This is a genomic window from Pontibacter chinhatensis, assembly GCF_900113285.1.
In the GTDB taxonomy this organism is placed as follows: domain Bacteria; phylum Bacteroidota; class Bacteroidia; order Cytophagales; family Hymenobacteraceae; genus Pontibacter; species Pontibacter chinhatensis.
The window spans coordinates 231,503-251,386 of record NZ_FOOT01000006.1 but is presented as its reverse complement, the minus strand read 5'-3'; the positions used below and the strand labels follow the sequence as shown (position 1 = coordinate 251,386).

General features: G+C 51.7%; 16 protein-coding genes. 9 read left to right on the top strand and 7 right to left on the bottom strand.

All coding sequences use genetic code 11. The features are described from left to right. The first annotated feature begins 22 nt into the window (after positions 1-22). Together BM040_RS17510 and BM040_RS17505 are read left to right on the top strand one after the other, a co-directional pair. Positions 23-844, top strand: coding sequence for a hypothetical protein (locus tag BM040_RS17510; protein ID WP_092104245.1), 822 nt, complete (start codon positions 23-25; stop codon positions 842-844). Positions 845-1,036: 192 nt separating this feature from the next. Further along, positions 1,037-1,714, top strand: coding sequence for a response regulator (locus BM040_RS17505; RefSeq protein ID WP_092104243.1), 678 nt, complete (start codon positions 1,037-1,039; stop codon positions 1,712-1,714). A 344-nt stretch (positions 1,715-2,058) separates the two neighbouring features. Here BM040_RS17505 and BM040_RS17500 read toward each other — a convergent pair whose 3' ends face one another. After that, positions 2,059-4,719: a sensor histidine kinase gene (locus BM040_RS17500; protein ID WP_092104241.1), complete on the bottom strand. Its 2,661-nt coding sequence runs from the start codon at positions 4,717-4,719 to the stop codon at positions 2,059-2,061. A 332-nt stretch (positions 4,720-5,051) separates the two neighbouring features. On the opposite strand from BM040_RS17500, the gene BM040_RS17495 reads away from it, so the two are divergent. The 5 genes from BM040_RS17495 to BM040_RS17475 all read left to right on the top strand — a co-directional run bounded on the left by BM040_RS17495 (position 5,052) and on the right by BM040_RS17475 (position 9,429). Further along, positions 5,052-5,681 (top strand): carbonic anhydrase family protein, encoded by a 630-nt coding sequence (locus tag BM040_RS17495; RefSeq protein ID WP_092104239.1) that lies wholly within the window; start codon positions 5,052-5,054, stop codon positions 5,679-5,681. Positions 5,682-6,380: 699 nt separating this feature from the next. Further along, positions 6,381-6,719, top strand: a complete 339-nt coding sequence (locus tag BM040_RS17490; RefSeq protein ID WP_092104237.1) for a hypothetical protein — start codon at positions 6,381-6,383, stop codon at positions 6,717-6,719. Positions 6,720-6,787: 68 nt separating this feature from the next. Beyond that, on the top strand, positions 6,788-7,684 hold the full coding sequence (locus BM040_RS17485; RefSeq protein WP_092104235.1) for a cyanophycinase: 897 nt from the start codon (positions 6,788-6,790) through the stop codon (positions 7,682-7,684). A 9-nt stretch (positions 7,685-7,693) separates the two neighbouring features. Beyond that, positions 7,694-8,086: a hypothetical protein gene (locus BM040_RS17480; protein ID WP_092104233.1), complete on the top strand. Its 393-nt coding sequence runs from the start codon at positions 7,694-7,696 to the stop codon at positions 8,084-8,086. A gap of 23 nt (positions 8,087-8,109) precedes the next feature. Next, positions 8,110-9,429: an amidinotransferase domain-containing protein gene (locus BM040_RS17475; protein WP_092104230.1), complete on the top strand. Its 1,320-nt coding sequence runs from the start codon at positions 8,110-8,112 to the stop codon at positions 9,427-9,429. A 37-nt stretch (positions 9,430-9,466) separates the two neighbouring features. Here the strand turns inward: BM040_RS17475 and BM040_RS17470 are convergent, their stop codons facing one another. Continuing rightward, on the bottom strand, positions 9,467-10,381 hold the full coding sequence (locus BM040_RS17470) for an isoaspartyl peptidase/L-asparaginase family protein (protein ID WP_175491107.1): 915 nt from the start codon (positions 10,379-10,381) through the stop codon (positions 9,467-9,469). A 187-nt stretch (positions 10,382-10,568) separates the two neighbouring features. Next, positions 10,569-11,684 carry an SDR family oxidoreductase gene (locus tag BM040_RS17465; RefSeq protein WP_092104225.1) on the bottom strand — a complete coding sequence of 372 codons (1,116 nt, stop codon included), beginning with the start codon at positions 11,682-11,684 and terminating at the stop codon, positions 10,569-10,571. 539 nt (positions 11,685-12,223) lie between these two features. On the opposite strand from BM040_RS17465, the gene msrA reads away from it, so the two are divergent. Beyond that, a complete protein-coding gene (gene msrA / locus BM040_RS17460) occupies positions 12,224-12,766 on the top strand; it encodes a peptide-methionine (S)-S-oxide reductase MsrA (RefSeq protein ID WP_092104222.1) in 543 nt (180 codons plus the stop codon). Positions 12,767-12,939: 173 nt separating this feature from the next. On the opposite strand, the gene BM040_RS17455 is transcribed toward msrA, so the two are convergent. From BM040_RS17455 to BM040_RS17440, 4 genes are all read right to left on the bottom strand, one after another. Further along, positions 12,940-13,203, bottom strand: a complete 264-nt coding sequence (locus tag BM040_RS17455) for a hypothetical protein (protein WP_139217839.1) — start codon at positions 13,201-13,203, stop codon at positions 12,940-12,942. A gap of 276 nt (positions 13,204-13,479) precedes the next feature. Further along, entirely contained in the window at positions 13,480-14,565 is a 1,086-nt protein-coding gene (locus BM040_RS17450; protein ID WP_092104216.1) for an ABC transporter permease, read from the bottom strand. Next, positions 14,562-15,659 (bottom strand): ABC transporter permease, encoded by a 1,098-nt coding sequence (locus BM040_RS17445; RefSeq protein WP_092104213.1) that lies wholly within the window; start codon positions 15,657-15,659, stop codon positions 14,562-14,564. Before BM040_RS17445 ends, BM040_RS17450 begins: the two co-directional genes overlap by 4 nt. A 5-nt stretch (positions 15,660-15,664) precedes the next feature. After that, the gene (locus BM040_RS17440) at positions 15,665-17,392 is read right to left on the bottom strand and encodes an ABC transporter substrate-binding protein (protein WP_245756282.1); all 1,728 of its coding nucleotides are present in this window, start codon (positions 17,390-17,392) and stop codon (positions 15,665-15,667) included. A 516-nt stretch (positions 17,393-17,908) separates the two neighbouring features. On the opposite strand from BM040_RS17440, the gene BM040_RS17435 reads away from it, so the two are divergent. After that, the gene (locus BM040_RS17435) at positions 17,909-19,390 is read left to right on the top strand and encodes a hypothetical protein (RefSeq protein ID WP_092104210.1); all 1,482 of its coding nucleotides are present in this window, start codon (positions 17,909-17,911) and stop codon (positions 19,388-19,390) included. The last annotated feature ends 494 nt before the right edge of the window (positions 19,391-19,884 follow it).

The window sequence follows — 19,884 nt, the reverse complement described above, 5'->3', positions numbered from 1 at the left end:
TAAAGCACCATGTACCTATACTATGAAAAATATCAAAACACTGGCCCTGCTGAATGCCCTGTTCTTTCTGGTGCATTTAGTGCCCTCGCAGCTAACACAGCTAAAGCTTTTTAATAACCAGACCATCGGCGATGTATCGGATAAGTATCCGGCGCTTTTTACGCCTGCAGGCATTACCTTCTCCATCTGGGGCGTGATTTACCTGGCGCTGTCCGCCTTCTGTATATACCACCTGCTCAAAGCCTTTAAAGAGCCGGCCCACCATGAGGCAAACGCAGACCTGCAGCGGCTAGGCTACTTATTTATAGGTAACAACCTGGCCACCGGCCTCTGGACCATTGCCTGGGTAAACGAGTGGCTGCTGGTGTCGGTGGTGCTTATACTTATCCAGTTGGTAACGCTGCTGGCCATGCACCTGCGGCTGAATATTTTAGATCATTTTCGCTCTGCAGCCTCGCGCTGGCTAACGCAGGTGCCGCTCAGTTTATACTTTGGCTGGATAATTATTGCCACGGTCGCCAATATCAGTTCGGCTTTAGTGGGCTTAGGTTGGGATGGCTTTGGAGTGGATGCAGCGACCTGGACAGTCATTATGATTGTGGTGGCCACGCTGGTTGTGGCGTTTGTCACTATCAGCAGGTCCAATCTGTTTGTGGGGCTGGTGGGCATGTGGGCACTTTACGGCATTATCCTGAAGCATCGCGAGCTAAGTATGGAAGCAAGCCCGCAAATTATACTTACCGCCTGGGTTGGCCTGGCGGTACTGGGGGTAACGGTTCTTTTTATACTTTACCGCAGCACGTTGGTAAGGGAAAGGGCCTCTGCTACCTCGAGCCAAGTATAAAATGTGGAGCGGGATTGATACCGCAAAGTATAACTTATACTTTCCCGTCTGGCTTTTTTGTTAAACTTTTCCCACTGCCGGTAGGCTAAACCCGTGCTTTGGCAAGGCCGGGCTTTCCAGTATATCTTTATAGTTTCTTTAGGCAGTATTGAAGTATAAAGCGTATACTTACATCTGGTATACAAAGGGTAAATGGAAGGACAGAAGCAGATAAGGGTTATTATAGCAGACGACCATATCATTTTGCGACAGGGCTTGCGCATGCTGCTGGAGCAGGATAAAGAGCTGGAGATAATAGGCCAGGCCAACAACGGCAGGGAAGTGCTCAGCAAGCTGGCAGAGTCCGGGGCAGATGTGGTGCTTATGGATATAAACATGCCGGAGATGGATGGCTTTGAAACCACAGAAGCGGTGGGGCGTCAGTTTCCGGAGGTAAAGGTAATTGCCCTGTCGATGCACAACAACCTGCCCTTTGTGCAGAAGATGCTGGCAAGCGGGGCCTCGGGCTACCTGCTTAAAACCACCAGCAAGGAAGAGCTTTGCGCCGCCATCAAGCTGGTGGCAGGAGGAGGCAGGTACATTAGCGGGGACATCTCGGTAAAACTGGTGGAGCAAGCGTCGCAACCGGTTCCTCAGGCGGCCAGCCAGCTCCTGGACGACAAAAAACTCTCGAAACGGGAGGTGCAGGTACTCACGCTCATCGCCGAGGGCTATACCAATGCGGAGATTGCCGAAAAGCTTTTCACCAGCAAGCGCACCATCGAAACGCACCGGCAGAACATCCTGGAGAAAACGCAGGCTAAAAACACGGCCAACTTGATAAAGTATGCCTTCGAGCACAAGATCATCGGGGTTGATAACCAGCTATAGCAAAAGAGCAGTTGCACAAAGTATAAAGGGGCGCCGGGGTACATAGCCCCGGCGCCCCTTTATACTTTGTGGCTTAGTGGTTTGTACTATTTACCCCCTGGAGCAGAGCTGCTTCATTCTACACTCAATGGCCTTAAACTTTCTGTTATTCTGCTAAGAAACTTGGTAGAAAGGAGGTTAAGCCTGCACTACAAGCCCCCAGGATCCTTTCAGGATGACAAGGTGAAGGGAATGTAATGGTTCTGCTTCAAAGGAGGGGACTTATTTTCAAGTATAACTCCCGTCCCTGGAGGGATTAGGTATAAGCCTACACCTTCCCCAAAGTATAAATCGCAACCTACGTTTTATACTTTTTGCAGGGACAGCGGATGAAGCGGCAGCCGGACCTCAACGGAGGTGCCCTGGCCGGGGGAGGAGCTAAGGCTGCAGGAGCCGTTCAGCAGCTTAACGCGGTCTTGTATAGAACTCAGCCCGATTCCCTTGGCAGGCAGCTTATCCGGGTTAAAACCAACGCCATTGTCTTCAGCCGTCAGGATGAGGGTGTCGTCCTCGTTCCGGAGCAGCAGGCTGGCGGCAGTGGCCTTGGCGTGTTTCAGAATATTGTTGGCCAGTTCCTGGGCAATCCGGTAAAGCACTATTTGCAGGTTCTTGTCCAGCTCTTTGGGCAGGTTGACCACCATGCACTGTAGCTTCAGAGACTTGCTGCTGAGCGAGTTGCCAATGTCGAGGAAGGCTGCCTCTAGGCCAAATTGCCCCAATACGGCAGGCGTCAGCTCATGCGAAAGGCTGCGCGTTTGGTTGATGGCCTGCTCCAGGATGTGGTCTACCTGCGCCAGGGCAGCCGCTGCCTTCGGGTCGGGGGCCATACGCTGGCCGTGCAGCAGGTCCAGGTGAATTTTCGCCGCGTACAGTTGCTGGCCCACGCCGTTGTGCAGGGCCTCCGAAATCCTGCGCCGCTCCTCTTCCTGTGCCTGAAGTATAGCCAGCAGCAAGGCCTTTTGCTGGTCCAGGCGCATTCTGTTGTTTTCGGCCTCCAGTTGCTTCAGTGCCGAGATGTCCTGCACCACGCTGATGTAATGGGTGGGCTTGCCGGCGGCGTCGCGTTTAAATACCTTACCCCTTGTCCTGTACCAGGTGGTCTTGTCCTCCTGCAGCACACGGTACTCCAGCGAGTATATTTCCCCGTCAGCGGCTGTGCGGAAGCGGTCTATATACCTGTTTAATAGTGTCCGGTCCTGGGGGTGGGCGCGTTCCAGAATCTTGGCGTAATCAAGGGTGAGGGTCTCGTGGAAACAGGGCTCGTTGCCCAGGTAGGCGCTCCTGTTCACGAAGTCCACCTTGTTTGTTTGCAGGTTAAACAGCATGATAAAGTCCGGCGTGGCGTCCATTATCTGCTCAATAAATATTGTATTCTCCCGCAGTTCCTGCTCTGCCTCCTTCAGTTGCGTAATATCGAAATAGGTTACTAGCACCCCATCGTCAAACTTGCGGGCATACACCTGCGACCATACTTCCCGATGTTCAAAACGCACTTGGGCTTCCCCCGTCCAGTCCTGGCCTAGCTCAACCACTTCCTTAAAGTTGGCAAGTAGCGCCGCAGGCAGCACGCCCAAAGCCTCCTCGCCAAACTTTCTGCCTACCAGGGAGTCGCGGGTGGCTCCGCGCAATAGGTTGCTGTTGGTTAGCACGTACTCAAAATCAGAGATCTCTCCGCTGCTGTCCCGGATGGCTTTAAGCACCATGATGTTGCTGGAGGTGTTCTCGAGTACGGAGGCCAGGAGTTCCCTGCTTTCCTGCATGGCCTCCGTGCGTTCGCTTACCTCCTGCTCCAGCAGGGCGTTATGGTTGGCAATCACCTCCTCGGCCAGCTTGTGCTCGTGTATGTCGGTGGCGGCCCCAAACCACTGCAAGGCCTTGCCCTGGGTGTCCTTTATGGGCAGCGCCTGTATCAGAAACCACCGATATGCGCCTGCGGCATTGCGGAGGCGGTATTCCTGGCGCAGCGGGCCGGCTTCTTCCGCCGCTTTCTCGAAGTTGTGCCATACATGCTTCTGGTCGTCCGGATGCAGGACCTTTAGCCAGCCAAAGCCCGCCAAATCCTGCTCTGTAAGCCCGGTATACTCAAACCAGCGCTGGCTGTACCAACTGATAGCGCCGGCAGCGCCGTTTATCCAGAGCAGGTCCGGCACCAGGTTCACCACCGTCCGGAAACGGTCTTCACTCTCGCGCAAGGCCTTCTCCGCTTCTCTTTGCTCGGTGATGTTACTGAACAGGACAGCGACGAGACGGTCATCGGGGTTGCCGATGCGAAAAGCATACACATCAAACCAGATACCGAGGGAATGCACTTCCTCCACCAGCCGTATGGGCTTGCCGGTTAGGGCCACCTGCCCATATTGCTCTATCCAGAATGGCTCTATGCCTGGCAGCAGCTCCCGAACTGTTTTGCCCTGCGCATTTTTGATCGATGTTTGCTGCTTAAAGGCGGGGTTTACCTCCAGATAGCGATAATCCACAGGCCTCTGGTGCTCATCAAAGTATAACTCCAGGATACAGAAGCCCTGATTTATGGAGTTGAACAGGGTATGATACTTATCCGCTGTGTTTGGCAGGGTTTCGTGCTCCTGCCGCCCGGATGGGGTTAGCTTAAGGATGATATAAAGTATAGCCCCAGCCTCGTCTGTTACGGGCGAAGATTGCACCTGCCATGGTTGTGCCGTCCGGCTTTGCAGGAGGCTAATGTGTTGCGACTCCTCTTGGCTCAGAGCCTTTTGCACCGCATCGTGTACCAGAGCTTCCACGTCATCCGGGGCAGTAGCGTCCGTACTGGTGAAGATATCGACCACCGACTTGCCCACCATACTTTTTCGGGAGGCCGACATGGCGTTTAGCAAGGCATCCGATGCCGTGAGCACCTCCAGGTCTGGAGAAAGAACCAGGTAAAGGTCAGGCACTTTTTCCAGCGCTCTTAGTATCGCGACAGGTATTTTAGCGGTAATGTTCATACTTTATTTTAAACGAGCAGCGTCTTCTAAAGGCTGACGGACGGCCCCATAAGTTATCTATAAAGCAGGCCCCGTACAACCTGGCGCTTAACTTCTAGTGCAAATGTGCTGTAAAAAGCGCTATACATAGTAACTTGCGATGTTGTTTTACGGGCACGCCCGGAAACACATACCAATTATAAATCCGGAAAGCCGGTAAATTTGCCATAAGTGCCTATAGCGTACTTTCCTGCCCTGCGGAAGTGCCGCCATCCTGTAAGAACTGTGGTGCAAGCAAACCAAAACAGGGGCGAGAAAGTATGAACTATAGCCAACGCCTGCAATCAACACACATGAGAACACACACCAAAGAAACCCAGGACAACCTGACACCCGAGAAAGCCCTTGAGATTCTGAAGGAAGGCAACCAGCGCTTTATCAATAACCTAAAGGCTAACCGCAACCTGCTGCAGCAGGTAAACGAAACCTCAGAAGGGCAATTCCCTTTTGCCGCTGTTCTGAGCTGCATCGACTCCCGAACGTCGGCCGAGCTGATTTTTGACCAGGGGCTGGGGGATATCTTCAGCATCCGCATAGCTGGCAACGTGCTGAACGAGGACATCTTGGGAAGTATGGAGTTTGCCTGCAAACTGGCTGGGTCCAAGCTGGTGCTGGTGCTGGGGCACACCCGCTGCGGCGCCATTTACGGTGCCTGCAACCACGTGGAGCTGGGACACCTGACAGGTCTGCTGGATAAGCTGAAACCGGCCATCGAGAGCGAAACAACCACCCCTGCAACCGAGCGCAGCGGTAAGAATACTGATTTCGTGTATAATGTAACGGTCAACAACGTGCACCACACCATCCGCCGCATCCGGGAGGAGAGCCCGATACTGGCCGCCATGGAGCAGGAGGGAAGCATTAAGATAGTGGGCGGCCTCTACGAAGTGGCAACAGGCCTGGTGACCTTCTACGAGGACTAACCCCACCTTAGCACATTAAGTATAATTTTCGCATCGTAATTAATACGGATGCCTTTACATGTTGCAGGCTGGCCTGGCAGAACCTCTGCCAGGCCAGCCTGTTCTTTTCTGCACCCCCTGTTTTGGGCATAGAAGGTCGATATGTCATTAATCCGCTATGCCACCTATAACACCTAGCCTGCGAATTGAATGCGGTCATATTTTGCGGTAAATACGTAGTGCCTGCGGGAAGCCGGTATTTCAGGGGTATTAAGCTGTAAAATGAGCCTGTCTGGCAGCTAGGCAAAGTATAGAACCGTAAAAATCTAGTAATATTGAGCTGTCGGGTTAGTGTTCTTAACGAGACTGACCAGGCTGTGAAAACTGGGAGCGGCCATACCTAATCTGGGTGCTGAGGATGGTCCTCCCTTTTTTCACATTAAAAGATACGATCATTGTTCTCAGATTTTCTTCTCTCCCGATGGCGTTGGAGAGGTAGAAACTATCATAGCTTCCTATAACCAGGCTTTCACATAATCTTTCATGTGATACCCCAACCCCAATGAACGCCTGGTACCAGAAACTTCTGTTTAAAGTCAAACAGTACAGCGCCGGTACTCTGTGCCGGCGCTGCATTTTTATGAATACAGCCCGAGTGAAACAATTTGAAGGCTGTTGGCAGTATCAGGAGGGGAACAAGAAACTATAAACCCCGAGGATATGGAAGAGAAAAGACAACTGAAAACGCTGGTGTCGGTGCTTGAGAAGGTGCGCCAGGAGGGTTATACCCTCGACTTCAGGGTAACAGACGAAGGCGTGCTGAGCACCATGGATAGCAAGCAGCAGTTTAGGCCCGAGCAGGTGCAAATCGTTAATTTCTACCGGTTTGAAGGCGAAAGCTACCCGGGCGACATGGCCATACTTTATGTGCTGGAAACAGATACCGGAGCCAAAGGTACCATCTCGGATGCCTACGGAACGTATGCTGACGACACAGTGGAAGCCTTTATGAGGCAGGTAAAAGACCTCGGTAAGGACCTGGACAAACACAGCCGTTAAGCCGACAGCTCAATTTGTAAGTGCACCCAACATTGCAAACGTTCACCCTTGAAAGGAGCGAGTTTTAAATGGCAAAGCGTAACGTAACAGAACAGCACAAAAACAAAAAAGAGGCCCCGTTGCCGAAAGGGCGCCTGTTGGCAATAGGAGGAAAAGAGAGCAAAGGGGGAGGAGAAGAGCTAAAGCCGGAGCAGTCAACCAACGTCGACTTTGAGAGCGAGGAAATTCTCAAATACTTTATTAATGCGCTAAAGGGCAGCAATCCCACTGTAGCCGTGTTGCCTACGGCTTCGAACTTACCCGAGGAAATAGGCAAGGAGTATACCAGGCTCTTCAAGGAGCTGGGAGTAGAGAACGTGGAGGTGCTCGATATCCGGACCCGCGAGGACGCGCAGGACCCCAAAAACTATGAAATCATCCAGAAAGCTGCGGGGATTTACTTTACCGGTGGCGACCAGTTGCGGCTGACCTCCATTCTGGGGGGCACCAGGCTGCTGCAGCTCATGAAAGAGCGCTACACTTACGAAGAGATCATCATAGCCGGAACCAGTGCGGGCGCCACGGCCCTGTCCACCCCCATGATCTACGAGGCCGATACCCACGGAGGCTTTCTGAAGGGCGATGTGCGCATCACCACCGGGCTGGAGTTCCTCAAGAACGTAGCCATTGACACGCATTTCATCGAACGCGGGCGCCTGGTGCGCATGGCCCAGTGCATTGTCACCAACCCCGGCTGTATCGGCCTGGGGCTGGAGGAGGATACTGCGGTCTGCGTTTCGGAGGGGCGCGAGCTGCAGGTGTTGGGCAGCGGCCTGGTCACCATCATAGACGGCATGGGTATGTCCAAGACAAATATCTACGACATCGGGACCGGAGAGCCCTTCTCAGCGCGTAACCTGTGCGTGCACCTGCTCAGCCCGGGCGAGAAGTATAGAATCCCTACCTGGGACGAGCTGCACGTGTAAAACAGGGCTATGGGCGCATCTACCATCCGGCCGGGGCCTAGCTTGGTGGCAATGCTGCAAGGTGGCTATTGGCTGATTACGGGTATCTGGCCATTCATCCATCTGAAAAGCTTTGTGTGGGTAACAGGGCCCAAGCAGGACTACTGGCTGCTGTACACGGTGAGCGTACTTATCACTGTAATTGGTGGGACGCTACTGGCGGCAGGCCTGCGAAAGCGGGTGACGCAGGAGATAAAAGGCCTGGGCATCGCCGCTGCGGCCGGTTTGATAGGGATAGATGTATACTACGCCCTGACTGATGTAATCAGAAACATATACCTGCTGGATGCCGTGGCCGAAGCCGTACTAATTGTACTCTGGTTTTGGGTAAGATCCGGGGAGATAAGCGAGAAAAGCGTATAACCACCACTGAAAACAAATTTTGGATGCATCATGCAAGGGAAGCCAAACTTCGCCCCAGACACTACCCGTTAATAACGGAGCTGAACAAAGAGGAGGAACAGGTACTGAACGGCCAGGCCATGAGCCGGAGAAGTATAGCTGTGAGCCTGCTGCAGGAGTACCAGACGCTGCCCCTGCAGCCCCGCCTGGTGCCGAGCGCTGACGGCGCCCTCAAGGCGTTGGCCTTAACCATACCTGCCTATGCCATGGCTGGCGAGGATAATCCCTACTGGAAAGTATACACCGACCTCATCCTTAAATTACCCTCTTACGCCAGGTTCTTTATACTTGCGCATGCCTCGGTAAGGGAGAGCGTGCAAGAATGGGTGCAGGAGCAGGCGCTGGAGCACCGGGTGCAACTGGCCACCGTGCCCGACGCCATAGAAATGACGGTGTGGGCGGAGGATGACTTTGAGCTGGTGCATGACCCGGACGGGGTACCCTATATGGTGCAGCCACACTCTAACCGCAGGGCCGGCGACGAGTTAGCTAGCTACTATGCTGCCCGGCAGTTTGGCTGGCAGCGGGTGAAGGTGCCGGTATACTTTGAGGGGGGCAATGTGCTGGTAGGGGATGATTTTTTTCTGCTGGGGGCCAACTACGGGGTAGATACTTTCCTGGACCTGCGCTACATGCTACAGGGGGAGGGCAACCATCTGAAGAAAAAGCTGACGGAGCTGTACCAGCAGTACCTCGACAGAGACAGGATTTTATACCTTATCTGCACCACGTTGCAGCTTCCGGCTGAACAGGAACGTCTCATCAAACTCAACGGCGAAGACTGGAAAGAGATACTGTACGCCAGGAATACCGAAGGTACCGTGCAGCCCATCTTTCACATCGATATGTTTTTGACATTGGCAGGCCGCAACGCGCAGGGCAAGTACCATGTGTTGGTCGGGGACCCGCGCGTGGCCTCCCGGATGCTGGGCAACAACTTTGACGACCTGGCCACGCCCGAGGCCTTCGACGAGATAGCCGAGCTGCTGGAAAGGCTCAAGTTTGAGGTAATACGGAATCCGCTGCCGCTGGTGTATGTGGACGATGCGCAGGAGAAGGTGCGGAAGTGGTACTACGCCTCCTACAACAATGCGCTGGTGGAAGTAAATAGCCAGGAGGAGAAAACGGTCTGGTTGCCAACTTATGGCCATGGCAACTGGCAGGAGCTGCAGCAGGTGGACCAACGGAACAAGGAAATCTGGGAGGGCCTTGGCTTTACTGTAATCTTGCTGGAGGACTACCACCCGCTGGCGGAGTTTGCCGGCTCCGTGCATTGTATTACAAAGTATGTGGAGCGGGAGTAGCCTTTATACTTGCTGCTCCCTTCTCCCCGTGTACTTTTTATACTTCCTCGTCATCCCACAGCGCTATCACAGGCTTTTGACCGTCCGTGCTGTAGCCTCGCTTCATCAGGTTGGTGTTAAAGGCGAAGGCTATTTCGGCCTCCCCGTTCAGCGATACCAGGCCCATGTCACCTTTCAGGAATTTTGCATGCATGGTGATGGCTTTTTCTGCGGCTGCCTGCAGTTGCTCCCCGCCATACTTTACCTGGGCATATACTTCGTGGGCAATGGAGCCACGCATAATGATGTCGCCCTCTCCAGTGCAACTGACGGCACAATAGGGGTTGTTGGCATAGGTGCCGGCTCCGATTATGGGGCTATCGGAAACGCGGCCTTTCATGCGGTTCATTAAGCCGCCGGTAGAGGTACCGGCCGCCAGATTACCCTGCTGGTCCAGGGCAACGGCACCCACGGTGTCATGCCCCGCTATTTGCTCCTCCAAAACACTCTCGTGCCAGGCTTTCAGCTTTTCCTCGGTTACAAAGTAGGAGGGCTCCTTCAATTCCAGCCCCTGCCGGAGAGCAAACTCCTCCGCGCCTGTACCTGCCAGAAAGGCATGCTTACAGTGCTGCATGATCTCCAACGCCAGTTTTATCGGGTTTTTCACGTAGCGTACACTGCCCACAGATCCCGAGTTCAGGTTGCGGCCATCCATGATGGCGGCGTCAAAGTCGGCTTCCCCGAATTGGTTCAGGCTGCCGCCCCGGCCCGCGTTAAAGTGCTCGTTGTTCTCCATACTTTCTATGGCAGCCACAACTGCCTCCACGGCACTACCGCCTTTCTTAAGGATGGCGTTCCCGGTCCTGAGAGCCTCTTCTATTCCTTTTCTGTAAGCCTTTTCCTGGGCTTTGCTCACTTCTTTCCGTTTAACGGTCTCGGCACCGGCATGTATGGCAATGGCAAATTTTTTCATGTATAGGGTATGTATTTTATAGGCAGTGGGTGCCAGAGCTTTTACGGCTGATGCTGTGCGTTGTTTGCCGGTTTTTGCACAGTCTTGAGTCTTGTGCGCCTGACCAGGTGCGGGGGCAATGGGCAGCACGTTAAAAACAGGAGCCCCTGACCGCGGCCAGGGGCTCCTGTTGTATTTGCCTACGTTTCTAAATATTATACATGGGCGGCTCGCCTTCACGATACTGGACTGGGGCGCCTTCGTGTTGCCGGACCGGGGTGCCTTCGTAACGCTGCACTGGAGCATCTAAATGGCCTTTTTTATTCTTCCTTTTGTTCATCAGAGCGATGGCTGCGGCGCTGGCTGCCGCCACCACCGTACCGGTAAGCACCGGGTGCATCGAGGCACGCGTATAGAGGCTCTTTTTCATGACATGGCCCTTGTGGTTGCCGTGTTCCCTGCCATCGGCGCCGGGCTGGTGCAGGGAGCCCTCTATATGACGGGCGGGCTCATCGGTTACCTGTGCCTTCGTCATGAAGGTTTTATTTACCCAATCCACCAGGCTGGGTGCATACTTGTTCAGGCTGCTCATCATCTTCGAGCCGCTGCCCACAAAAATGTCGCGCTCCGGGTGCGTGGCGGCATGCAGTATAGCCACGGCAACTTCTTCCGGCGCATACACTGGCGGCGGCAGGGTAAGCTCATGATCGGTATAGTTGCGGGCGTGCTGCGGGTAGGGAGTGTCGATACCGGCGGGCTTGATCAGCGTGACGGAGACAGGCGCGGCCTCTTCCTCCAGCTCCATGCGCAAAGCATCCGTAAAGCCTTTTACGGCATGCTTGCTGGCGGCGTACATGCCCTGCAAAGGTATGGCCACATCCGACAGCTCGCTGCCAAGGTTAATGATAGCCCCGCCACGGTTGCGCAGGTGGCTTGCCGCAATCAGCGACCCGGACACCACGCCCCAGAAGTTGGTGTCGAAAAGGCGGCGGTTATCCTCCTCGCTTACTTCGGCCAGCTTGCCGTAAATAGACACGCCGGCGTTATTTACCCAGGTGTCGAAGCCCCCGAAGTGCCTGATGGCTGTCTCGGCCAGGCGCTGCACCTCCTCGCGGTTGCCCACATCCACCACCACGTACACGGCCTCTCCGCCTTCCATCCTGATTTGCTCGGTTACCTGCTGCAAGGCTTCCTCGTTTCTGGAGGCCAGCACCAGCCGGGCTCCTTTCTTAGCGGCTGCACGGGCCGTTACAAGTCCAATTCCGCTGGAGGCTCCGGTAATAACCATCACCTGCTCGCGAAGGGGTTTCAATGATATTGCCATAATCTTAAGTTTGTTTTCGTGTTTATACTTTGTTGTCTTAGGTTCATACGTTGCACCCCTCCGGTTAAGTTGTTCGGAAGTTCCTGTATCACATTGAATTACTGAGGAGCGGGAAAGGAAATTCAGCCGCTTCGGTATCTCTTCCTTTGCCTTTACACTGTGATGGATGTACCCATCTCGCCTCCGCCTCTTAAAAAATATTAGTCGAACCATTGTGGGAGCTAGATGCGGCGTGCTTTGATAAGGTCATCAGGTTGGGCTAAGGGGCGGCTGTTAAAAACGTGGGATAAGAAAGTGTTTTTAATTGAAAGGTAACGTAAGGCGGTAGTGAAGAGTTAATAAAACAGGGGAGCAAAAACACTGGCAGGTTTAAACTGTTTGGTACTGGGGAAAGCTATTTTATACTTGGCTAGATCATCAGGCGGGAAGTATAAACTGCTTCCTCAGGAGCAGTTCCCTGTTTAAGCATAAGAGAATTATATACACCCTGAACGGAATTTAACCGAGAAACTGTAAGCGTAAAAGTAACAAAGTAAAGTATGGAATTAGCGACATTTGGTAATGGCTGCTTCTGGTGTACAGAGGCCGTTTTTCAGGAGTTAGAAGGGGTGGAAACAGTGATGCCTGGTTATACCGGCGGACAGGTGGAGAATCCTACCTACAAGCAGGTTTGTAGCGGCACCACCGGGCACGCCGAAGTGCTGCAGGTAAGTTACAACCCCGATAAAATCAGCTACGAGGAGCTGCTGGAGGTTTTTTGGGCCACCCACGACCCTACTACCCTGAACCGTCAAGGCAACGATGTGGGCACCCAGTACCGCTCTGCCGTTTTTTACCATAACCAGGAGCAGAAGCAACTGGCGGAGAAGTATAAACAGGAGTTGGAGGCCTCCGGCGCCTACGATGACCCAATTGTAACAGAGATCGTGCCGCTGGAGAAGTTTTACCCGGCCGAGAACTACCATGTTAACTACTACAACACGCACGGCCACGAGCCTTACTGCAGCTTTGTTATCCGTCCCAAACTGGACAAATTCAGGAAGGTGTTTCAGCAGAAGCTTAAAGCTGGAAATCAAAAGTAACTATATAGTTCTTTGATTATTATTTTATTTTCCAGTAACTTGGCTCGCTTTAAAGAGCAAAAGCCCTGTGGCGGGGGAACCACAGGGCTTGCCTAATCTAAACACAAACAACCAACAAAATCTATTAATTAAAGGGGAATTGGGGTATTATAGTACTTGAAGTTCTCTTGGGATTAGTAACGTATAAAGGGGGTTATACTTACCGAATCGTAGTTATCAGCCAGCCCTACAAAGTAGTCGCCGATGAAGATACCAGCACCGCTACTTACGGCACTGGAACCGGCGTGATAGGTTACCATGTTGCCGTCGATGGTGGCAAAGCCTACCTGCTCTTCTTCTTGCAGAGTTGTTTTTATACAGGAGATGCCCGGCAGTACTGATTGCACTATACAGCGCTCAGCCAATTGCTTGGGTGAAGGGTTTAAAGTAGATTTCATGTGACGATGGGGTTTTGGGTTCTAACACGATACAAGTATACGGACGCCCCCACTGTTAAAACAGGAATATTAGAGCTATATAGTAACTATAGTTATATTTATAATTATTTGTTTATCTGACACAGGTGCTGCGTTAGTTTGAGTAGCAAGTAGCCCAGATGCGGCCGTGAAATGCTTTAAAAACTATATGACAGGCATATTCTAAGTGGGTAACTATACTTCGGTGTGATATGAGAGGGAGGGAGTGTGAGTGATAAAGTAGCTGAAAGTAACGTTTTATACGCTGCTTTTTGAGCTAAAAATCTGCATAAAATAATAGCTGCAGGTATAAAGAGCCAGCACCGTAAAGCTTAATAGCCCACCGGGGAAGGCAACCAGCCACCAGGCGGAGGTATTGTTGCGTATGCCGGCAATGGTCCGTCCCCAACTTACAAGTGAGCTCGGTACACCGATGTTCAGAAATGACAGGGAAGACTCCAGTGCCAGCACTCCCCCCAATCCAAAAGTAAAAGCAACCAGCGTCGGGCCGATAAGGTTTGGAAGCGCGTGTCGCCAGAGCAGCCTGGAAGGGGTATTGCCTATACTTATGGCCGCCTCAAAGTATGGCAGTTCCTTTATCCGAAGCATCTCTGCCCGGGCCAGGCGGGCGGTCCCGGGCCAAAGTGTGAAAACCAGCAGCAGCGACAGCAGGGGCAGGGACGGCGGCAGAAACGATGCCAGCACCAGAATCAACACGAAGCGCGGAATGCTGTTTAATGCCTCTGTCAGTCGCATCACGCCCTTGTCTACGGGTATAGTCACACGGCTGCTCCAGACGGCGAGCCTCTTACCGAGCCACCCGAGCAGCAACCACAAGCCCAAAAGCAATCCGCTAAGTATAATCAGCGACCACCAGAAGTATGCGGGTGCCGCCCCCTGCTGGTAAACTTGCCAGGGGATGTATAGCCCGTAGTACGCCACCACTGGTACGGCCAGTAAGAAGAAAAACAACCTGTGTAGCGGACGTCTTAAGCCATTGTTCCCGAAATAACCTGCCGCTGTGCCCAGCACGATGCCTATGCCAGTAGCCAGTAGCATCACCGGCAAGCTGATCAGGAAGGCGGTGCGCGCGCCGTAAAGCGTGTTGGCCAGCAGGTCCCGGCCCAGGCCGTCGGTGCCCAGTAGGTGCCCACTTGCTATGGCCGCAGGTGTGAAGGGAGCGAGGTAAGGGTGTTCCAGGTCGAGGTATTCAGGTGGGTAGGGTAGCGGAAGCAGCGGCAGTACCAGTGTGAGCAGGTGCAGCAGCGCCAGGTACAGCAGCGCTAGCCTGAAGCCGATTTTGCGCCGCCACAACAGTTTTATACTTTGCCAGGCGTACCTCATGCCAGCTTCGGTTTAAGTCGTGGATCGGCCAGGGCGTAGGCGATATCTGCCAGAGTATAGGCAACCATCCGCACGACCAGCACGACCAGTACAATGGCCACCAGCACCGGGTAGTCCCGCGCCAGCACCGATTCTACGAGCAACCGGCCAATGCCCGGAATGGCGAAAATAGTTTCTACGAGTATAGAACCGCTGACAAGGGCAGGCAAAAAATCAGAGACAATGGTGATGAGGGGCAGGAGGGCGTTGCGCAGCGCGTGCCGCCGGATAACCAGGCGCTCTGGCAGGCCCTTTGCCCTTGCCGTGCGGGTATAGGCGGCCTGCAGCGCCGCCTGCAGCGAACTATAGACCTGGTTGGTGATGTAGGGCAGGTTTACAAGCACCAATGCCAGGTGCGGCAAGGCCATGTATTGCAGCCGCTGCCCCAACTCCTGCCAGAAGCTTAGCTGCCCCGGAACATAATAGCCCATGCCATAAACCGGGAAGAGCTGCAGAAAATCAGGGTTAGCCAGCAGCACCAGCAACAACAGTGACAGCACCAGCATCGGGATACTATCGATGAAGAAAAGTATGGGCAGCACCAGGCTGCGCAGCCACCTCAGTCGCTCGCGCGCCATTAGTATGCTAAGCTCCATGGCAAGTATAAGGGTAACCAGCATGCTTGCCAGCAAGAGCCAGAAAGTATTGCCAATGCTTTTCCAGATCATGTCCAGCACTGGCAGGCCCGTGCGGTAGGAGGTGCCCAGGTCCCCGGTGAAAACGCCTTTTAGCCAGCGGTGGTACTGGTTATCGGCGCCATGCCAGCTAAGCTGCGGGAAAAGGGAAATGTGCTGTGCCTGATCTGTATTTTTATTCGGAGAAGTGAGGCCGAAATAGAAAACTGGCAGGTTTTGCCCTGTTCTCTCCTGGTACTGCCTTAATGCTTCTTCCCGGCTGCTCTGGCTTCCTTTGCTGTAAAAACCGCCTTCCTGGTTCAGCAGCCGCTCCTCAGCAAAGGAACCCGGCAGCAGCCTGCTCAGCAGAAACACCAGGGTACCAAGCAGCCAGATGGCAGGTATGGCCAACAGTAGTTTCCTGAGCAGATAAGGGAACATAAAGCCTATTCTTCTTTTAAAGTAAAGGCGCTAACGTCGTAGTTGGGTCTGAGGCCGGAAATTTTGGCGTTGGTAAACCGGCGATGAATCGCCACGCGCTCCTTTACATAGTACATGGGGATGATAGCTGCTTCCTCGTGCAAGATTGCCTGCAGTCGCTTCAGTAGCTTTGCCAACTCCTCGCGGGAGTTAACTGTGCCGCTGATCTTATCGAGAATCTGGTCGCTTTCCGGTGTGCCGAAGCCGGTGTAGTTTAAACCACTCTCGGCGGCATACTCGGTGTGCAGCAGCGGCTTAAAATTAAAGGCAAAAGGATTGCCGCCCAGCGAGCGGTAAAATAAATCGAAGTCGTGCTGCCTGGATTTGCTGGCCAGTAGGCTGCTTTCCACGGCCTGTACCTGCACCGGAATACCCAGTTTAGCGGCGTTCTGCTGAAGTATAACGGCGGCATTTTCGTAAGTGGCTGAGCCGGCGCGGTACATGACCTCAAGCGTTAGTTGCTCCCGCTTACCATTGAGGGTTTGGTACCATCCTCCCTGCTCTTGTGCCCAGCCGGCGGCCTTCAGCAAATTCGTTACCTTTTCGGCATCAAAAGTATAAGGCTGCAGCTTGCTGTTGTAGAGGTCCGGGATAGAAGGCGGAACGGGACCGGCAGTAGGGGTGGCGTAGTTCTGCATCGCCACCTTAACCACGCTTTCGGTGCCCAGCAGGTGTGCAATGGCCTGGCGCGTGCGCTTGTTAGCAAACTTAGGGCGCCTGGTGTTAAGGCCGGCATACACAAACTCGTAGGCATCAGGCGTGTGCAGGGCGTAGTCCTGCAGAAAGGAGTCCTGTTTTTTAAGCTGTTCGAACTCGGCTGCCGGTATACTTTCCAGCACATCTAATTGCCTGTTCTTCAGGGCAAGAAGTGCTGTCGTAATGTCCGGGATTACCTGGAAGCTGACGCGCTGCGGAATGGCTGTCAGATGTTGTGTGTTAGATGTGTTGTTCCCCCACCAATCGTTTTTGCGCGTCAGCGTCAGGTATTGTCCTTTTTCCCAGTTCTCCAACGTATAACCGCCACTGCCTTGCAGCAGTTTTGGGTCCTGCCCAAAAGCAGGCGCGTTAAACCTGGCCGCGAATTCTTTTAGTTTCTCATCGTCTTCCAGCTCGGAAAGATCTCCGTTCAGGGTCGCTACAGCAAGGTGCTGCAGCAGGTTCTCAGGGTCGTACAGGTATGCCGGAAGGATGAAGAAGTCGCCTGTGAGCAACTCCATTTCCGGGGCATAGCCAGCGCACACAAACGTGAAGCGCCGTGGGTTTTCTGCATCAATCCTGATGTCTTGGATGAACTCCAGCTGAGGCCTCAGGCTCTCGTTGTTTAGCAACGGAGCTTTAGCCACCTTCAGCGTGAAGGCTACATCCTTGGCCGTAACAGGGCTGCCGTCCGTCCATTCCGCTTCCTCCCTAATGGTATAGGTAATAAGCGTCAGGGAGTCCTGTCGCTCCACCGTGGGCATGTCCTCCGCCAGAAACGGCTTGATTTCATTCGTGCCCAGGTCAGCGCCCAGCAAGCTCTGAAACAGCAGGTTTAGTATCTGTAGTGCGCTTCCATGGTTATAGCTGACCGGACTTAAGGTTTCCGGGTCAATCGATATCCTTACCCGCACCTCTTCAGGTGCGCGCTCCGGCTGGCTACAGAATGTAAAAAGTAATAAGAGAAAGCAGGTTAGTGCTACGTTGATCTTCCTCATGTACTTACCCTTGGCTAAAAGATTTTAAGGGCAAGTTAGGGAAAATCAGACAAAAGCCTATTTGTCTTTATCTATCCAAGTTCCAGTGCCGCCAAATGCAGAAACGGTCTCTGTAGAATTAGTTGGCTGAATCTGTTTGGTAGTAGTAGCAGTGGTAGTAGGGTTTGATGGACTAACCAGTGCAATGAAGATAGAGATAAGTAGCTCGATCATGTCTTTTAATGTTTAAGTGATACGCAAAGGTTGGTTAAAATTACTGCTCTTAAAAGGAATGTTTGTACTATTAGGTAACTATAATATGATTATTAAATAGTTATATTATACATTCTTTTGAGGTCCGTTGGTACTCACAGCTAATTATTTTCGATGAACGCCAAAAGTTAAAAAATGCGAAAAAGTAACTTAAGCATTCAAAATAAGCTATATTAGTCTGGAAAATTAAGTTTGCATCGCTTTATTTGTAAAGTCAATATACAAATTTAAAGTAACTATAACTATATAGATAAATTTTAGGGTTTGGAAGAGCTTGTACAATTAGTTGACGTTCTCAAGACGGGTTACAACAAGGAAAGTCTCTTTAAAAAGGGGCGAAAAGAAAGTAAGGAGTATAGGTTTATACACCTTATAGCCAATGGAGTACATGCAAGCGATGCAGCACTAGCTCAGGAACTCTACAATACCTCTCCTGATGACTTCAGGTACAAAATGCTCAAGCACAGAGTTAAAAGCAAATTATACGATCTATTACTTTTATATGAGTACGAAGACACCGAAACAAATTTAGTATACAGGAAGGAGCAATTCTGCCAGCAAGTCTTATTAAAAGCGAATGTTTTATTCCGTAACCATAAATTCATTCTGGCAGCCGAGTTGGCTAATAAAGTCATAGCCGTGTCTGATGAATACTCTTTTACAAACCAGAAAGTTCTCGCCTATGAAATTATTTTAGCCGCACTTTCTTTTACCGGAAAGCAGAAGGCATATGAAAGGCATCTGGAATTATACAACGATTTCTTAAACAAAAAACTTGCTGAGAGAGAAGCTCAAAGTATTTATCAATCTGTACGAGTCTCTGTTTTTAAGAGTGTTAAGAGCAGGAAAAACATAGTGGCTAGCCTGAATACGAAAGTAGAAGCCGTGAAAAAGCTTTGGGAAAGAGCAGGTACTTATGAAGCATTTAACTCTTACTATAAGCTCTCGATGCTATACTTTGAGTTAATCGGCGACTTTGACAGGATACTTCAGCTCACCTTCGATTCGGAAAAGCTGATAGCGGAGGGGGCTGTTAACCAACATAGATTTGACAGCCTGTACAACAAGTTTATTCTGGTGTACGCGCACCTCAGGCTAAAGAAGTACACTGCCGGCCTGAGGTATGCAAAGGAGTTTGTTAAGTTTTTTGATGAGAAGAGCATTAACTGGTTTTCATTCCAGGAGAACTTCTTCTTACTGGCTACCCATAGCAAGAACTATGATTTGGCTGAAGTAACACTGCACCAGGTGTTCAGTAACAGTTTGATGGATAAGCTTTCTGTTGCAGCGAAAGAGAGATGGAGAATATACCAGGCTTACTATGTGATGCTGAATCAGTCTAACGCAGCTTCATCTAACCTGATTAACCCGTTTTTGCTCTCTTTGCCGGAGTACAGTAAAGACAAGCAAGGATTTAACGTGGCCATCCTTATACTTCAGTTTGTCTACTATCTTCAGAAAAGAGACACAGAAGCCTTATTGTATCGGATCGAGAGTCTTAAAAAGTATATACTAACCCACTTAAAGGATACATTCAGCCTCCGGAGCAAGATATTTTTGAAGCTGCTGATCCTGATTGTTACAGAAGATTATGATGTGGAGTCATGTAGGAAGAAAGGCCACAAGTTGTATCAGAAACTTATCGAGACTCCTATACCTGGCGACGCATATGCCGAAATCGAGATTGTTCCGTATGAACACCTTTGGGAACATATTCTGGATACACTGCAAACGCATTACAAGTAGGACATTTCAATCATAATGAAGGAACTACAGAGGCTAATCAGGATCATTGACGAGAATACTCCTGCCACTTCTCCCTTAATAAACCTGCAGGAAAATAACACCCTTGAGTCGAAGCTTTTTTATCTGTTAAAGAATAACACTGCTTACTCTGATGAGGCGGTGGCAAAGGAGATATATGGAAGTGAAAAGCTAACCGGAACATACCGTACGCTAAAGTATCGATTCCGGAAAAAGCTTTACAATCATCTATACTTTCTTTATCAGTCGGCTGATAACGTGAAGAGCGGGAACGAGGCAACGTATGTTTGCCTTTCCCTCCTCACGCAGGCACAGGCGTTGATGTTGCATTCTGAAGTAAAGCTTGCAGTTAAGCTTTTAGAACAAGTTGCCCAGATAGCCGCAGAGCACGACAATACAGAGATGCACATACGGGCTTTGGAGGGCATAAAGGCTATCTACCAAGACCTAGGAAAACGCAAAGAACTTGCGAAATG

Bases quoted from the DNA above. Each gene is read 5' to 3' on its own strand.
- msrA (WP_092104222.1), top strand. From the start codon at position 12,224: ATGGAATTAGCGACATTTGGTAATGGCTGCTTCTGGTGTACAGAGGCC.
- BM040_RS17445 (WP_092104213.1), bottom strand. From the start codon at position 15,659: ATGTTCCCTTATCTGCTCAGGAAACTACTGTTGGCCATACCTGCCATC.
- BM040_RS17470 (WP_175491107.1), bottom strand. From the start codon at position 10,381: ATGAAAAAATTTGCCATTGCCATACATGCCGGTGCCGAGACCGTTAAA.
- BM040_RS17490 (WP_092104237.1), top strand. From the start codon at position 6,381: ATGGAAGAGAAAAGACAACTGAAAACGCTGGTGTCGGTGCTTGAGAAG.
- BM040_RS17480 (WP_092104233.1), top strand. From the start codon at position 7,694: ATGGGCGCATCTACCATCCGGCCGGGGCCTAGCTTGGTGGCAATGCTG.
- BM040_RS17465 (WP_092104225.1), bottom strand. From the start codon at position 11,684: ATGGCAATATCATTGAAACCCCTTCGCGAGCAGGTGATGGTTATTACC.
- BM040_RS17485 (WP_092104235.1), top strand. From the start codon at position 6,788: ATGGCAAAGCGTAACGTAACAGAACAGCACAAAAACAAAAAAGAGGCC.
- BM040_RS17500 (WP_092104241.1), bottom strand. From the start codon at position 4,719: ATGAACATTACCGCTAAAATACCTGTCGCGATACTAAGAGCGCTGGAA.
- BM040_RS17510 (WP_092104245.1), top strand. From the start codon at position 23: ATGAAAAATATCAAAACACTGGCCCTGCTGAATGCCCTGTTCTTTCTG.
- BM040_RS17495 (WP_092104239.1), top strand. From the start codon at position 5,052: ATGAGAACACACACCAAAGAAACCCAGGACAACCTGACACCCGAGAAA.
- BM040_RS17455 (WP_139217839.1), bottom strand. From the start codon at position 13,203: ATGAAATCTACTTTAAACCCTTCACCCAAGCAATTGGCTGAGCGCTGT.
- BM040_RS17440 (WP_245756282.1), bottom strand. From the start codon at position 17,392: ATGAGGAAGATCAACGTAGCACTAACCTGCTTTCTCTTATTACTTTTT.
- BM040_RS17450 (WP_092104216.1), bottom strand. From the start codon at position 14,565: ATGAGGTACGCCTGGCAAAGTATAAAACTGTTGTGGCGGCGCAAAATC.
- BM040_RS17475 (WP_092104230.1), top strand. From the start codon at position 8,110: ATGCATCATGCAAGGGAAGCCAAACTTCGCCCCAGACACTACCCGTTA.
- BM040_RS17505 (WP_092104243.1), top strand. From the start codon at position 1,037: ATGGAAGGACAGAAGCAGATAAGGGTTATTATAGCAGACGACCATATC.